Consider the following 15,652-nt stretch of genomic DNA (forward strand, 5'->3'; position numbering starts at 1 on the left):
AGGCTCCGGTCAGTTGCTGGCGGTCTTGGGCGAGCGGGTGGTGGGGTCCTGCGGGAGGTGCAGGACTGCCGGCAGCCCGGAGTCGACGGCACGGCGGAAAGCGGCGCCGAAGTCCTCTGCCTTCTCGACCCGTTCGCCGTAGCCGCCGTAGGACCGGGCCAGTGCGGCGAAGTCCGGGTTGGTCATGTGTGTGCCCGAGGGCCGGCCCGGGTAGTGGCCTTCCTGGTGCTCACGGATCGTGGCGAAGATGCCGTTGTCCACCACGAGGGCGATGAACTTCCCGCCGTGGCCCATGGCCGTGGCCATTTCCTGACCGTTCATCATGAAGCAGCCGTCACCGGCCACGGAAATCACCTGGCGGCCGGGGTAGGCCAGGGAGGCAGCCACCGCCGCCGGGATCCCCATGCCCATGGCCCCGTTGCGGGGTGCGGCGAGTGAGTTCGCGGTGTTGTGCTTCAGGTAGCGGGCCGGCCACAGCGAGTGGTTCCCCGCCCCGTAGGTGATGACGGCGTCGTCGTCCATTTCCTGCTTGAGGATTTCCATGACGACGGCGAGGTCCACCCCCGTGCCTCCATCCGGCTGCGCCGAGGAGAATTTTTCGTAGTCGGCGCGGGCCCCGGCCAGCCAGCCCGCCTCGGGAGCCGCCGCGGAATCCGTGGCGGCGAATGCCGTGGCGAAGGACGCGACGTGGGCCGGAATGTGCTGGTCCAGCCGGCCGAAGTGGCCCAGCAGATCGGCGCCGGGGTGGACGACGACGGTGACGGCACCCAGTCCGCGCTTGTAGCCGTCGGAGAGCACGTCGGCGCGGACGCAGCCGACGAAGACCAGCAGGTCGGCCTCGTCGAGGCGGCGGGCGTTGGCGTCGCTGCGGGCGTAGCCGAGGTAGCCGGCGTAGGCGTCACTGTTGTGCGGGACGGCGTCGTAGGCGCGGAAGTCAGCGAGCACCGGGACGCCGTGGCGGGCGGCCCAGCCGGCCAGCGCGTCGGAGGATGCCTGGTCCCAGCCTTCGCCGCCCACCACGATCAGGGGCTTCCTGGACGCGGCCAGGCGCGTCTCGAGGCCGGCGAGATCGGCTGCTGCAGGTTCCGTCCGGGCGACGGTCCGGGGCTCCACCGTGGCCGATTCGATCGCGTGGACCAGCACGTCTTCGGGCAGGCCGATCACCACGGGTCCCGGCCGGCCGCTGAGTGCTGTGAAGATGGCGTCGTCCACCACGCGGGCGGCGGAGGCGGCGTCGTCGAGCGTCACGACTTTCTTGGCGGTGCTGCCGAACCAGGCGTTGATGTCGAATTCCTGGAACGACTCCCGGCCGCGGTCCGCGACCGGGATGAGGCCCACGAACAAGATCATCGGGGTGGCGTCCTGGTGTGCGGTGTGGATGGCGATGAAGGCGTTGGCCGCGCCCGGACCACGGGTCACCATGGCCACGCCCGGAAGCTCCGTGAGCCGGCCTTCGGCGAGGGCCATGAATCCGGCGCCGCCCTCGTGGCGGGTCACCACCGTTTCAATGGAGGATCCGTGCAGGCCGTCCAGCACGTCCAGGAAGCTCTCCCCGGGGACGCCGTACACGCGCCGGATACCGGCTCGTTCCAGCTGGGCAACAATCAGGTGCCCGGCGGTGGTTGTTGTGCTCAATGCTTCATTCCCTTTTCTTCGATACTCAGTGCGGGGAGGAAAATGCCGGACAGCGCGGTCAATACGGACACCACCAGCAAGATGATGGCGCCGGGCCAGAACGAGTTGCCATTGGCGGCCACGAGGGCGGTGGCGATCAGCGGCACGAAGCCGGAGATGACGCCGGCGCTGTTGGAGGTGATGGCGACGCCGGTGTACCGGACCTTCGTGGCGAAGAGTGCGGTCAGGGCCGTTCCGGACACCGCGTAAGGGATGGACAGGGTGCACACGCCGATGATCATGGCGATGATGACCAGGGCGGGGTTGGCGGTGTCGATGGCCAGGAAGACCGGCACGGCGATGACGGCGGAGGCGATGCCGCCCCAGAGGATGACCTTGCTGGCGCCGTATTTCTCGCCCATGCGGCCGGCCCAGATCAGGGCGAAGATTTCGAAGACGGCGGCGAGGAGCGAGCCGAGAAGCAAGGTTTCGTAGGGCATCTTGAGCACCTTGGTGCCGTAGAAGACTACGAAGCTGGTGATGAGGTAGAAGCCGCCGATGCCCAGCAGCGCCGAGCACATGCCCACCAGGATCTGGCGCCAGCTCTTCGTCAGGACGCCGCGGATGGGGGCGTGCTCGGTCTCGCCGGACTCCATGAGGGCTTCGAATTCCGGGGACTCGCTGAGCTTGCTGCGGATCCACATCGAGATGGCCAGCAGCGGGATCGCCGCGATGAACGGGATGCGCCAGCCCCAGGCATCGAAGTTGGCTTGGCCCACCAGGTAGAGCATTCCGAAGAAGCCGCCGGAGGACAGGATGGTGCCGATAGGCGAGCCGAGCTGCGGGAGGGCAGCGTAGCGGGCGCGCTTGGCAACCGGGGCGTTTTCGACTGCGATGATCACCGCGCCGCTCCACTCGCCGCCGACGGCGAGGCCCTGCAGGATGCGCAGGGCAACCAGCAGGATGGGGGCCGCGACGCCGATCGTCATGTAGTTCGGGAGCAGGCCGATGAGCCCGGTCACGAGGCCGATGCCCACGATGGTGACCATCAGGATCTTCTTGCGCCCCACCTTGTCCCCCAGGGCGCCGAAGATGAAGCCCCCGATCGGGCGGGCCACGAAGCCCACGGCCAGGGTGGCAAAGGAGCTCATGGCCGAGACGAAGGGGTCCTGGGACACGAAGTACTGCGCGTTGAACACCAGCGCTGCGGCCGTGGTGAACAGGAAGAAGTCGTACCACTCCAGCGCTGTGCCGACGAGGGCCGCGAGGGCGACTTTCTTGGCCACGCTCTCATCGACAACCCCTGGCAACTGCGGGCCGGCGGTGGTGGTGGCGTTGCTTGCGCTGCTTGCCATGATTACTCCAAATAATGCGGAAGGGATGGAACCGGCCGATAAGGCCGACGGGGTGTGACTGCGCTCACCCGCTTTCTCTTGTCCCATTCTGCCAGTACATTTCGTCCAAAAAACTAGCATTGCATCACGCATTTCCATGCCTAAAATGTGTGAATGCACAATTTTCATTCGCCGGGTGATTCCCTGCGCTGGGCCGAACTGGTGGAGCTGCTCCACGGGCGGCTGGACACGCTGGCCGAAACATTTACGGCGAGGGTCCGTGACATCCCCGAGTATGCCGAAAAACAGGTGGGCTCCGGCGATCTCGAAGTGACTGCGCGCGAAACATTCAGGCGCTTGGTGGACGGGCTGCGCGGACAGGAACTCCGGCAGCAGTCCACCCTTGGTCCGGCGATGGAGTCGCTCCTCGAATTTGCTGCCGATCTGGGCGCCAAACGCGCCCGGGCCGGCATCCCGCCGGAGGCGCTCATCTCAGCCGTCCGGCTGGACTTCAGCATCATCTGGGAAGGCCTGCTGCAGATCGCCGATGCCGAGGACGCCGCGCTGCTGGCATCCAGTGTGGACAGGGTCTGGCGTGTCGTGGACCAATTCGCCACGCGGACCCACACGAGCTATCTGACCGAACGCGTGCGGATGGCCCAGGAGGAGTCCAGCATCCGCCGCGAATTCATTGCCCGGCTCTTCAACCAGGCTAGCCCCACCGCGGAGACCGTCAGCCAGGTCGCCGCCGCCCTCGGCGTGGACTCGACCGCCCGCTTCGGACTCGTGGCGGCCAGTGGCGACGCCGCAGTGAGTCTCCGAACGGCCGCGACCAGCCTGGGCTCCGGGCAACAGACACGCAGCCGGATCTTCGTCCACGAATTCGGCGGGAACACCTACGCGTTCTGGCCGCTCCCGCCATACCGGGACGTCGCCCGGCACTCTGTTCCCGCCGCGTTGACCGACATCCCATGCGGTTATGTTCCGGGCGTCGCCGGGCTGCGGGCGCTGCCCGCGGACGCCCGCACGGCCGGAAGCCTCGCCTCCCTGCTGCGGCCTTCCGATTCCGGGCCCCTGTCAGCGGAGGCCGCCTGGGCCCGGCTGGCCAAGCAGCAAATGCTCGACGTCGGCCTGGACCTGCTGGCCGACCTTGAGGCCGGCCTGTCGGGGTGCCGCGGCGGCGAACGGGAGCGGCTGAAAGAAACCGTCCAGCATTACTTGGAAACAGGGAGCATTACGGCGACAGCGCAGCAGCTCTTCTGCCACCGCAACACCATCCTCAACCGGATCAGCCGCTTTCAGGATCTGACAGGCGTGGACCTGGCGGTCCCGGCGCAGACGGCCCGGCTCGTCGTCGCTTGGGCGTGACGCCCGGCGGGTCAGGGATGGGGTAGAACTTAACCATGAATGTGCGCACCCCTGACCCGAATCCCGGCTGGCTCTCCGACGACGACCTGTTCGAAGCGCGGGGCAGGCTGCCGATGGTCTACGTCGAGGCCGTTCCGGTCCGGCTGGACCCCCTCGGGTTCGTGAACGAGGTCGGCACCCTCCTGCAGGCCGACGAGGACGGCACCATGGTCCGGTCCCTGGTGTCCGGCCGCGTTCTCTACCGCGAGACCATCCGCGCCGCCCTGCTCCGCCACATGGAGAAGGACCTGGGCCCCCTCGCCTTCCCGCAGCTTCCGGTCAGCCCGGTGCCGTTCACCGTGGCCGAGTACTTCCCGTCCCCGTCCCATACCGGCTTCACGGACGACCGCCAGCACGCCGTTGCCCTGGCGTACATCATTCCTGTGACCGGCGAATGCTCCCCGCGGCAGGACGCCCTTGAGCTGACCTGGATGACCCCGCAGGAGGTCATGGGCACGGACGTGCAGCTCGAATTCAGCGGCGGCCGGGGGGCCCTGATCCGGCAGGCCCTGGCGTTCGCGGGAGTCGGCAACTAGCCGGTTCCCTTGGGCCCGGCGCCGGCCGGGGACTCTCGGGGGCTCCCCTGCGTCCCCGACTTCACGCGGCCGATTTTGTAGACTGTTGGGCGGACCGCAAGAGAACTTTAAGGACTCCCGATGACCCACCCCCCAGCCTCCCGGAACTACAGTGAACAGCAGGCTGGATCTCTGCGGGCCGGTGACCACCTGATTCTGCCCGGCGGAAACCGCTCCGCCGAGATCCATCGCGTGGATGTCGAAACCGACGATTTTGGTTCTCCCGCCATGGTGTTGGCGACCCTCAGCGGTGGCGGTGTGCTGCGGATCGCGGCGGGGTCACTGGTCCGCGTCACGGACGACGCCGGGGCCGGCACAACGGCGTCCGACGGCGGCGCGACCGGCACGCCGACTCCTTCCGATGGTGGCGCCCCCGCGCCGGACGAGGCTGAGCCGGTCGCAGCCGGGCCAGCCGCAACTGCGTCCGACACACCTGGTTCCGACACACCTGGTTCCGACGCAGCTGGGCCTGGCACAACTGAATCCGACGCTGCCGGGCCCGACAATACGGCCGCCGCCGCCGCCGTCGTCGTCCCTCCCCAGCCTGTTGCGCCGCCCGCCGTGAGCGGACCCAGCGAGGCGGACCTGGCGCTCATCCCGGCCCCCGACGGCACGCCGGAGTCTGTCGTGGAGGCCGCGGCCGAGGCCCATCCGGGCGCCGTCGGGGTGCTCCTGCTCAGTGAACGGCTCGCCAAGGGCATCAACACCAAGTCCGGGAGCTGCCTGAAGGATCTCAGCGACCTCGCGCACGAGCTCTTCGTCACCCTCAAGGACCCCGACAACGCCCTGGGGGTCGCGGACCTGCTCAACGTCCTGCCATTCGACGGCAACCCCGACCGCTGGGCCTCCGTGGAGTCATCGCTGGCGCTCTCCAGCTACATCTGCCGCCAGCTGGGTCAGGACCAGCGCGCCGGGATCTACGAGACACTGCTCCGCGCGCCGGAGGCCATGGAAACGGACCCGTTCAAGGCCCGAATCAACGCCAAGGTGCGCCAGCGCTCGCTCAACGAGCCCAACCTGTACGACAAGGAAATCTTCCGCTCGATCGACAATGCGAACCCGGACGCGGAACGCGACTGGCGCCTGCTGCGGCTCGAGGCGCTCCTGTTCCTGCGCGCGCACGGCGGCTCCGAAACGATCGGCACCGTTGAGCTGGAACGCCGGATCGCCAACGAGCTCGAATCGGTCCGCGCCTGAGGTCTAGCGTTGGGCCCTACCCGTGGCGGGCACGGAGTTGTAGATTCACCCCATGACGAACAATCTGAGCGTTGTGATCAATTCCGACGCGCAGCAAGTTTGGACCATGCTGCGCGAACCCGCCAAGATCGCCCAATGGCACGGCTGGGTGGCCGATGACCAAGAGGCCGAAATCAACGAAATCTACTTCGGCCCCAATGTGGTCGAAGGCGCCGACCACACCTCCCTGGTGGTCGACGGCGGCGACGTTTTCACCCTGAAACCTGTCCCCACGGGCACGGAGGTCAGCGTCACCCGGGCGGCAATCGACCACAATTCCGAGTGGGCGGCCTGGGACGAGGACATCACCCAGGGCTGGCTGACATTCCTCCACCAGTTGCGCTTCGCCCTGGAACGGCACCCGCACGGCAAGCGCCGGACCTTCTTCTTCTCCGTGCCCGGCTCCGGCGGGTCCGCGATAGAGAAACTGGGGCTCAGCGATGTCCCGTCGCCGGGGGACCCGTATTCGCTCACCTTGCCCACGGGCGAGAAAATCTCCGGCAAAGTGTGGTTCCGCAGCAACCACCAGGTGGGACTGACCGTCCACAACTATGCCGAGCACGGGGACGGCCTGCTGATCGTGGCGGACCAGCCCGCCATCGCCGACATCCGGCCCGACGGCGGATCCCTCGCAATCGTCTCCACCTACGACCTCGGGGCCCACCAGCTGGAGGCGGTCCGCGACTACTGGGACAAGTGGCGGGCTGAGAACTACCCCACATCGGATCCCGTCCACTGAGTCCTGAGCTGCGTTAGCTGGCACACTTGAACCGTGCCAGCCAATCCCGACTTCGCGTCTTCGTCCCCCGCGCCCGCCCGGCAGTCCGAGTTCTCCTTCCGCGTGGGCAAACGCCTGAGCGAGGCGTGCCCGCCGTCGGCCGGGCAGGTTGCCGCCAACGGCGGTGAGTTCCTGGGCCGGACCGGCACCATCGCCACCCCGCACGGGGAGATCCAGACCCCGGCGTTCATCGCCGTCGGCACCAAGGCCACAGTCAAGTCCGTGCTGCCGGAATCCATTGCCGAACTCGGCGCGCAGGCGGTGCTGGCCAACGCCTACCACCTGTACCTGCAGCCGGGCGCGGACATCCTGGACGAGGCCGGAGGCCTGGGCGCGTTCATGAACTGGCGCGGTCCCACGTTCACCGATTCCGGCGGTTTCCAGGTGATGAGCCTGGGCTCGGGGTTCAAGAAGGTCATCGACATGAAGTCGGTGGACAATTCAGGGCCCGACGACGCCGTCGCCCCCGGGAAAGAACGCCTGGCCCACGTGGACGAGGAAGGCGTGTGGTTCAAGAGCCATCTCAACGGCGACCGGCACCGCTTCAGCCCCGAGATCTCCATGAACGTCCAGCACCAGATCGGCGCGGACATCATGTTCGCGTTCGACGAGCTCACCACGCTGCAGAACTCCCGCGGTTACCAGGAGGAGTCCCTGGAGCGGACCCGGCGCTGGGCCGAACGGTGCATTACCGAGCACTTCCGGCTCACGGACGAGCGCGCCGGCAAGCCCTACCAGGCCCTGTTCGGGGTGATCCAGGGCGCCCAGTACGAGGACCTGCGCCGCAAGGCCTGCCGCGACCTCGGCGCCATGAACTTCGACGGCTTCGGGATCGGCGGGGCGCTGGAGAAAGAGAACCTCGGCACGATCGTGCGCTGGTGCAACGAGGAGCTGCCGGAGAACAAGCCGCGGCACCTGCTGGGCATCTCCGAACCGGACGACATCTTCACGGCCATTGAAAACGGAGCGGACACCTTCGACTGCGTCTCCCCCACCCGGGTGGCCCGCAACTCGGCATTCTACCACCCCACCGGCCGGTACAACCTCTCCGGCGCGAAGTACAAACGCGACTTCGGCCCGCTGCAGGAAGGCTGCGACTGCTACGCCTGCCTGAACTATTCGCGGGCCTACATCCACCACCTGTTCAAGGCCAAGGAGATGGTCTCGGCCACCCTGATCTCGATCCACAACGAACGCTTCGTGGTGAAGATGGTCGACGACGCCCGGCTCGCCATTGAGGCCGGCAACTTCTTCGAGTTCAAGGCCGAGACCCTGGCGAACTACTACTCCTAGGGCGTCCCGGCGTCCACGGCGTCGAAATCGCCGGAACCGTGCGAGGTCGCCGGAAGTTTCCGGCGACCCCGCAACGTTCCGGCGACCTCGAGGTTTTCCAGAGTACGACGGCGGCCCGCTACTCGGGTGCCGGGCCGTCAGGCCGTCAGTTGGTGAGGTGCAGCGACGCCGCGAGTGCCGAGTCGGCGTCCCGAAGGACCTTGGCCGCCACTTGGAGGCCCTCGATCCGGCCCAGGGAGACGTCCTCGTGCTCGATGTTGACCAGCATGTCCGGGTCCACCTCGTAGAGCGCGCGCAGGAACTCGGTCCAGTAGGCCGTGTCGTGCCCGCGGCCCAGGGCAACGAAGTCCCAGGCGGAGTCCTTGGGCCATTCGTTGGCCCACTCGTCGCCGCCGAGGTTGGTGCGGTTTTCGTCCGGGGAGAGCCGCCGGAAGCTGTTGTCGAGGACGCCGTAGAGCGCTGCGTTGGCGGCATTGATGCGGACGTCCTTCGCCGCCGCCTGGAAGACCAGCGGGCCGAGTTCGCGGACCACCGCGACCGGATCCATCTGCTGCCAGAACAGGTGCGAGGCATCAAGCTCGACGCCGACGTGGGTCGCGTTGGTGAGCTCGATGAGCTTGTGGACATCGGCGGTGTTGAACACGATGTTCTGCGGGTGCAGCTCGAGGGCCACCTTCACGCCATGGTCGGCGGCCAGGCGGTCGGTTTCCTTCCAGAAGTCGGCCGCGATGCCCCACTGGTAGTCGAGCACGTCCAGGGCCGCCGAGTTCCAGGCGTTGACCACCCAGTTGACCGTGGTGGCCCCGGGTTCGCCGCCGGGCAGGCCGGACATGGTCACCACACGGTCCTGCCCCAGCCGCTGCGCCAGGCGGATGGAGCGGCGGATGTCCTCGGCGTGCTTCGCGCTGATTTCACGCTTGGGGTGCAGCGGGTTGCCATTGCAGTTCAGGCCGGCAATCGAGACGCCGGTGCCCTCGAAAATCGCGAGGTAGTCATCGCGGGCCGCATCGCTTTCCAGGATCTGGTCCATGGTGGGGACGTGGACGGCCGGCAGGAACCCGCCCGTGTTGATTTCGACGCCGGTCAGTCCGAGGTTGGCGATGACCTTGAGGGCCTCGGGAAGGGGCCGGTCGTGCAGGATTGCGTTGTAGACGCCGAGTTTCATAGCGTGATTTTCTTTCCGTTGTTGAGGGCGGATTCGGTGACTGCGCCGAGCAGCTCCATGTTGCGCACGCCCTCGTCGAACGTGGCGCAGCGGGGCAGGGAGTCCGCCTCACTGAGGCCGGCGACCTCCTCGAGGAAGGCCCGGGCCTGGTAGCCGAAAGCGTCGTTCTGGCCGAAGCCGACGCTGGGCGCGTCCATGGCCAGCCCGCCCGCGATGTAGGGGTGACCGGGGCCGAGGATCACCTGGCGGTAGCCGTTTTCGTTGGCCGGGCCGTCGTTGAGGAACAGCTCGATCTCCGCGGGGCGGCGCTGGTCGAACCGGGCGGCGCCGCTCTCGCAGAAGACCTCGAAGATGAGGCTGTTGGCGTGCCCTGCGGCGACCCGGGAGACCTCGAAGCCGCCTGCACCGTTCTCGAATTCGGCGGAAAACACCGCGTAGTCGTCGTTCTCGACCGGCTCGAACGTGTCGCTGACCGCGGAGTGGTCGTGGCCCATGACGGCGCCCAGCGGCAGCGGCCGCTTGTCGATCACGGTGCTGAGGCGTCCGCCGCTGATGGACTTGATGTCGCCGCAGAGGAACTCAGCGACGTACGTCAGGTGGCTGCCGACGTCGGCCAGCGCCCCGGAACCCGGGCCGCCTTTGTAGCGCCAGCTCATGGGCGCCGACGGGCTGAACCCGTAGTCGGTCCAGTAGCGGCCGCTGAAGTGCAGGACGTTCCCCAGCACGCCGGCGCGGATGAGGTCCCGGATGTAGGCGATGCCCGGCGTGCGGCGGAAGGTGAACCCGGTGCGGGCAATCGAACTGGCGCTGCGGGCCGCCTCGGCCATGGCGCGGGCGTCCTCAATGGAGTCGCTCAGCGGCTTCTCGCACAGCACATGCTTGCCGGCGGCCAGCAGGCCTTCCACGACTTCGCGGTGGAGGGAGTTCGCGATCACGACGCTCACGACGTCGATGTCATCGGCCTCGGCGATCGCCTGCCACGAGGTGTCATGGCGTTCGTAGCCGAAACGGTTCGCGGCCAGGGAACCGAACTCGGCGTTGACGTCGCCGATGGAGACCAGCCGGATAGGAGGAAGAACCGGGCTGTAGAGCGCCGACGCCGTGCGGTACGCGGCCGCATGCGCTTTTCCTGCCATTCCGGCGCCGATTACGGCAACTCCCAAACTGTCAGCCATCGATTTCTCCTTTGAAATTCGGTCAGACCGACGGCCCGACGATAGAAATTGGAGCGCTACAAAATCTGGCGCTGAACAAAAGCGTAGCTATGTGCATATGTCCTGTCAATGGTTGACCGGATATCCTCGGATGAGACGTGAAAGGCCCTGCAGATGTCGTTGAATACCCCCAGAACCCGCCGCCCTACGATCTACGACGTCGCCAAGAGCGCCGGCGTCTCCCCGTCATTGGTCTCGCTCGTGCTCCAAAACCCGTCAAAGGTCAGCGAGAAGCGTCGGGAGGCCGTCCGGGCGGCAATGTCGGAGCTCGGCTATCGCCCCAGCCGGGCGGCGACCACGCTCGCCAGCAGCCAGACGAAAAGCATCGGGCTGGTCATTGACGACTTCCGGAACCCCTGGTTCGTGGACCTCCTGCGCGGCATGGAATCCGTGTTCTCCCCCCACGGCTACCAGGTCACCCTCGCGGATTCCCGCCCGGGCGAGAACCGCATCACGGAGGCCGTGGACGGCCTGCTGTCCATGCACGTGGAGGGCCTCGTCATCGCCGCCGAGCCAAGCGAGTCCATGATGGCCGGCACTTGGGTTCCCGCCGTCGTCGCCGGCTGGCGGAACGGCGTTCCGGCCGGCGCCGGGCTCATCACCAACGACGACGACGGCGGCGGCCGCATGGCGGCGGAGCACCTGATCGGGCTCGGCCACACGCGCATCGGACACCTCTCTGGTTCCGGCGGCGCCGCGGCCCACCGGCGGGAAGGCTTCCGCCGCCGCATCCTGGAAGCGGGCATCGAGGTCAGGATCGCCGGTGAATCCCGCGGCACCTCTGAGGAGGACGGCTATGCGGCCGCCTGCTGGGTCCTTGACCACCACCCCGACACCACCGCCCTGTTCGCCGCCAATGACACCATGGCCCTGGGCGCCTTCGCCGCAGCCAAGGCCCGTGGCCTGTCCATCCCGGAAGAGCTCTCCGTGATCGGCTACGACAACTCCCCGCTGGCCAAGTCGCGGTATCTGGACCTGACCTCGGTGGACAACCGGAGCGACATTGTCGGGTCCGGCGTCGCAAGCGCCCTGCTGGCACGGATCCAGGACCCCGCCCTCGAGCCTGAGCGCCAGCTGATCGAGCCGGACCTCATCGTCCGCGGCACCACTGCCCGCGTTCCCGGCTGACGGGGCCGCCACCGAATTCGTGGGAGACCACCGAGTTCGCCGTAACTTTGCGGCGCCTTCGCCGCGTTCCGGCGAATTGGGCGGCGTCCCAAACAGCCGTCCCCCAAAGAAGCCAAGGTGCGGCGCCCTCGTGTTATCCACATAGCGACGGCGCGGCCTCCCGCCCGCTCCTGCGGCGGCCGAGGCTGGTGGCATGACGCATAACCCCGTGCTGGAGCTGCCGCCGACCGGTAACCTCTGGCGCACCGAACAGCTCCTGGATCTCGGCTTCAGCTCGCGCACCGTCCGCTCGCTCCTCGATTTAGGCACCCTCGTCCGGCTCCGGCACGGCTGCTACATCCGCGCCAGCCTCTGGAACGCCCAGTCGCCTACTGTCCGGAGCCGGCAGCTCATCTACGCGCATGCCCACGGAACGCGTACGACGTCGACAGGCGCCTTCCACTACAGCCACACTTCCGCAGCGCGCCTCCGCCTCCTCCACCTGTGGGAAGTGGATGACGTGATCCATGTCCTCCAGAAAGTACGGCCCTCGAACGAGCGTCACGGCAGGGACGTCCGCTGCCACACGCGCCCCTTCGCCGACCATGACGTCGCCGTGGTGAACGGCCTCCGGACCACTTCCCTGGAGCGCACGACGGCCGACTGCGCCATGCTGCTGCCCTACAGGCAGGCGTTGATCCTCACCGACCACGCGCTTAGACTCGGCGCGGACCCGGGCGCCCTGCAGGGCATGGCAGATGATCTGGACGGCCGCCGGGGCATTCGGACTTTCCGCCGCGTCCTGGCCGCGGCCGATCCTCGCTCCGAATCTCCCGGCGAGACCCTGACCCGCGACCTGATCCTGCGGCTGCGGATCCGGCCACCTGAGCCGCAGCTGGAAGTGTCGAGCCGCGCCGGGCGCCATCGCCTGGACTTTGCATGGAAGGAGGAAAAGGTCGCCCTCGAGTTCGACGGCAAAATCAAGTACTTCGACTACAGTCCCACGGCCGAGGTGCTCTTCGAGGAACGGCGCCGGGAGAAGGCCTTGGTTGAAGAGGGCTGGCGGTTCGTCCGCGTGGAGTGGAAGGACCTCTTTCGCGAGCAGGAATTCAAGCACCGTCTGCTTCGTGCGCTGGCCGGCCGCCGGTGCCCCTGAGCGTCGAATGCGTTGCGGCGCCCGGCACCCCGCACCCCGCACCCCGCAGCCCGCACCCCAAAGACTCGAATTCGCCGGTAGCGCGCCATGTCGTCGGAAACTTACGGCGACACCGCGGGTTTCCGGCGAATTGGGCGGCTGCTGGCTCCGAACCTGCTGGCTCCGAACTGGCCCGCGGACGGCGGCGGAGTCCTAGGCGCCGTAGCTCGGTTCGCGCTTCTTGACCCAGCCGATGGCGAGCGAGGTCAGCGGGACGAAGGCGAACTCCACGAGCGTCTTGTAGAGGAAGCCCACGAGGACGTAGTTCACGAACATCGCTGCGTCGGTAATTCCGATCACGGATGCGGCGATGCTGCAGAAAATCAGGGTGTCCACGAACTCACCCGCCACGGAGGAGCCCATGATGCGCGCCCACAGGGACCTTTCCCCGGTCCGCGCCTTCATCTTCACCAAGATCCAGGAGTTGATGGTCTGGCCGGCGAGGAAGGCCAGCAGGGATGCCAGCACAATCTGCGGGACCGGCCCCAGTGCGCCTTCCAAGGCTGCCTGTTTGGAGGAACCGTACTCGTCGTCGAACCCCGGAAGGGCGATGATGACCCAGTAGCAGAGCGACGCGAAGACGGACAGCGCAAAGCTGGTGATGATGGCCTTGCGCGCCACTTTGAAGCCGTAGACCTCGCTGATGACATCGCCCAGGATGTACGCCAGCGGGAAGAGGAAGAAGCCGCCGTCGGTGATGACGGGGCCGATCGCCACGCCCTTGGACGCCCCGATGTTGGACAGGATCAGCACCACGGCCATGACAGCGAGCATGATGCCGAAATGTGGGGAGCCGATCGAGGCGAACCTTGGTGTGGCTGACGCCGGGAAGGTCTTGGCGGAGGTCATGGGCATTCCATTCGTAGTGGTTCGCTCGGCGGCCCACACCCGCAAAGGGAACACGCTGGGCGGCCGGCTGTATTAGCACTGGACGGTCCCGGTAACACAAGCAGCCGGAACCGCCTCCATTCTCGCACCCGACGGTGCGGGAGCCTGATGCAGCCGGAGCTTCACCCTGTGAACGCTCCGGGCGTGGTGGCAGGATGGGGCCAAGGAGGAGCCCCATGCCTGACACCGCAGTTTCCACGCGCGCCCTCGTCAAGCGGTACCGCGACGTCACCGCCGTCGACTCGCTCAACCTCGACGTCCGCCGGGGCGAGATCTACGGGTTCCTCGGCAGGAACGGGGCGGGCAAAACGACCACCATCCGCATGATGCTCGGCCTGATCCGGCCGAGCAGCGGGGAGGTGACCGTCCTAGGCAAGCGCATCATCCCTGGCGAGACCGCTGTATTCGCCCGCGTTGGCTTCATCGTCGAGACCGCGACCGCCTACCCCAACCTCACCGTGCGCGAGAATCTGGACATCCAGCGCCGGCTCACCGGCTCGCCGCCGCGGTCGGTCGCCGACTCGATCACGCTGCTGCGCTTGGATCCTTATGCCGATCGGCGTGCCGGGCAGCTCTCGCTCGGCAACAAACAGCGTCTAGCCCTCGCCCGCGCACTGCTGCACTCCCCCGAACTGCTCGTGCTCGACGAGCCCGCCAACGGCCTTGATCCTGCCGGCATAGTCGAGATCCGCGAGCTGCTCCGTTCGCTCGCCGACAAGCGCGGCGCCACCGTCTTCATGTCGAGCCACATCCTCGCCGAGGTCGCTCACCTGGCCGACCGCATCGGTATCGTCCACGACGGCCGTCTCATCGAGGAGTCGTCGCGCGACGAACTCGCCGCGAAGGCGCGCGCGTTCGCGACCGACGCCTACACCCCGGAAGAGCGCGAGCAGGCGCTGCTCACACTGGATCTGGAGCGCTACTTCCTGGCGCGGACGGGCGATGCGCGCGGTGCCGATGGCCGGAGGACCGGCGCTTCGTCCGAGGGCGGCGCGGTTTGATGTTCGGTCAGGTTCTTGGCACCGAGTTCATGAAGCTCCACCGTGCCAAGGCGACGTGGGCCACGCTGGCGGTGCTCGCGATCATGCCGCTCGGTATTGCGCTTTTCATGTGGATCGTGCGCGAACCGGGGCGGGCGGCCCAGCTGGGGCTTCTGGGTACCAAAGCGAGCCTTGCCGGGCTTGAGGCGACGTGGCTCCAATACTTCTACATGCTCACGCTGGTCTTCGGTGTCGGCGGGATGCTGCTGCTGACCTTCATCATCGCCTACCTGTTTGGCCGGGAGTACGGTGATGCCACCGCCAAGAACATGCTCGCGCTGCCCGTGGCCCGTCATTGGTTCGCCGTCGCCAAGCTGGCGGTCGCGGCCGTGTGGTGGATGGCGCTCATCGTCATAGTCCTCGTCGAGGCCATGGCGATCGGACTGGTGTTGGGGCTGCCGGGGTTCTCGGCAGAGTTGGCCGCGGCGGGAATCGCACACGTGCTCCTCGCTGCGACGATCTCATTCCTGCTCGCGCCCGTGGTCGCCTGGATCGCTGTGTGGAGCCGAGGCGAAGTGGCCCCCATCGCTTTCTCGCTCGTTATGCTGGCCCTGGGCAATCTGTTCGGCAAGACCGGCTGGGCGGAGTGGTTCCCTTATTCGATCGTCCCGCTGCTGATCGGCATGGTGGCCGATCCTGTCGGCTCGCTCCCGCCAGGCAGCTATGTTGTGCTCGCGGGAATGTTCGTGGCGGGCACCGCCGCAACGATCCTGCAGCTGCGGTTCGCAGACAACGCCCAATAGCGTGGGCCCGGGCCGCCGTCGTTGTCGCCGTCCCTTCGCTCCTTAGGCCGCGAGTTCGCCGGA

At 67.2% G+C, this 15,652-nt stretch carries 14 protein-coding genes; 9 read left to right on the plus strand and 5 right to left on the minus strand.

Translation table 11 applies throughout. The features are described from left to right. Nucleotides 1-9: 9 nt before the first annotated feature. Nucleotides 10-1,635 carry a thiamine pyrophosphate-dependent enzyme gene (locus AC1DRO_RS03815; RefSeq protein WP_476949886.1) on the minus strand — a complete coding sequence of 542 codons (1,626 nt, stop codon included), beginning with the start codon at nt 1,633-1,635 and terminating at the stop codon, nt 10-12. After that, nucleotides 1,632-2,969: an MFS transporter gene (locus tag AC1DRO_RS03820; protein WP_476857846.1), complete on the minus strand. Its 1,338-nt coding sequence runs from the start codon at nt 2,967-2,969 to the stop codon at nt 1,632-1,634. The genes AC1DRO_RS03815 and AC1DRO_RS03820 overlap by 4 nt, the downstream gene beginning before the upstream one ends. Nucleotides 2,970-3,122: 153 nt before the next feature. On the opposite strand from AC1DRO_RS03820, the gene AC1DRO_RS03825 reads away from it, so the two are divergent. The 5 genes from AC1DRO_RS03825 (at nt 3,123) to tgt (ending at nt 8,237) form a co-directional block, all read left to right on the plus strand. After that, nucleotides 3,123-4,316: a PucR family transcriptional regulator gene (locus AC1DRO_RS03825; RefSeq protein ID WP_476949887.1), complete on the plus strand. Its 1,194-nt coding sequence runs from the start codon at nt 3,123-3,125 to the stop codon at nt 4,314-4,316. A gap of 35 nt (nt 4,317-4,351) precedes the next feature. Continuing rightward, complete coding sequence (locus AC1DRO_RS03830; protein WP_079551800.1) at nt 4,352-4,891, plus strand: NUDIX hydrolase family protein; 540 nt, start codon at nt 4,352-4,354, stop codon at nt 4,889-4,891. 120 nt (nt 4,892-5,011) lie between these two features. Beyond that, nucleotides 5,012-6,127 (plus strand): DUF6707 family protein, encoded by a 1,116-nt coding sequence (locus AC1DRO_RS03835; RefSeq protein ID WP_476949888.1) that lies wholly within the window; start codon nt 5,012-5,014, stop codon nt 6,125-6,127. A 52-nt stretch (nt 6,128-6,179) separates the two neighbouring features. Continuing rightward, nucleotides 6,180-6,905, plus strand: a complete 726-nt coding sequence (locus tag AC1DRO_RS03840) for an SRPBCC family protein (protein WP_476949889.1) — start codon at nt 6,180-6,182, stop codon at nt 6,903-6,905. Nucleotides 6,906-6,938: 33 nt separating this feature from the next. Next, nucleotides 6,939-8,237 (plus strand): tRNA guanosine(34) transglycosylase Tgt, encoded by a 1,299-nt coding sequence (gene tgt / locus AC1DRO_RS03845; RefSeq protein ID WP_476949890.1) that lies wholly within the window; start codon nt 6,939-6,941, stop codon nt 8,235-8,237. Between the two features lie 145 nt (nt 8,238-8,382). Here tgt and AC1DRO_RS03850 read toward each other — a convergent pair whose 3' ends face one another. Further along, the gene (locus AC1DRO_RS03850; RefSeq protein WP_476949891.1) at nt 8,383-9,402 is read right to left on the minus strand and encodes a sugar phosphate isomerase/epimerase family protein; all 1,020 of its coding nucleotides are present in this window, start codon (nt 9,400-9,402) and stop codon (nt 8,383-8,385) included. Next, nucleotides 9,399-10,577, minus strand: a complete 1,179-nt coding sequence (locus tag AC1DRO_RS03855; protein WP_476949892.1) for a Gfo/Idh/MocA family protein — start codon at nt 10,575-10,577, stop codon at nt 9,399-9,401. Before AC1DRO_RS03855 ends, AC1DRO_RS03850 begins: the two co-directional genes overlap by 4 nt. A 153-nt stretch (nt 10,578-10,730) precedes the next feature. On the opposite strand from AC1DRO_RS03855, the gene AC1DRO_RS03860 reads away from it, so the two are divergent. Further along, on the plus strand, nt 10,731-11,744 hold the full coding sequence (locus AC1DRO_RS03860; protein WP_476949893.1) for a LacI family DNA-binding transcriptional regulator: 1,014 nt from the start codon (nt 10,731-10,733) through the stop codon (nt 11,742-11,744). A gap of 193 nt (nt 11,745-11,937) precedes the next feature. Next, entirely contained in the window at nt 11,938-12,879 is a 942-nt protein-coding gene (locus AC1DRO_RS03865) for a type IV toxin-antitoxin system AbiEi family antitoxin domain-containing protein (RefSeq protein WP_476949894.1), read from the plus strand. 192 nt (nt 12,880-13,071) lie between these two features. Here the strand turns inward: AC1DRO_RS03865 and AC1DRO_RS03870 are convergent, their stop codons facing one another. Continuing rightward, entirely contained in the window at nt 13,072-13,767 is a 696-nt protein-coding gene (locus AC1DRO_RS03870) for a queuosine precursor transporter (protein WP_476949895.1), read from the minus strand. Between the two features lie 215 nt (nt 13,768-13,982). On the opposite strand from AC1DRO_RS03870, the gene AC1DRO_RS03875 reads away from it, so the two are divergent. Then, nucleotides 13,983-14,807 (plus strand): ABC transporter ATP-binding protein, encoded by an 825-nt coding sequence (locus tag AC1DRO_RS03875; protein WP_476949896.1) that lies wholly within the window; start codon nt 13,983-13,985, stop codon nt 14,805-14,807. Beyond that, entirely contained in the window at nt 14,807-15,589 is a 783-nt protein-coding gene (locus AC1DRO_RS03880) for an ABC transporter permease (protein WP_476949897.1), read from the plus strand. The genes AC1DRO_RS03875 and AC1DRO_RS03880 overlap by 1 nt, the downstream gene beginning before the upstream one ends. Nucleotides 15,590-15,652 lie beyond the last annotated feature (63 nt).

It is taken from the genome of Arthrobacter sp. P4_F11 (assembly GCF_056401395.1).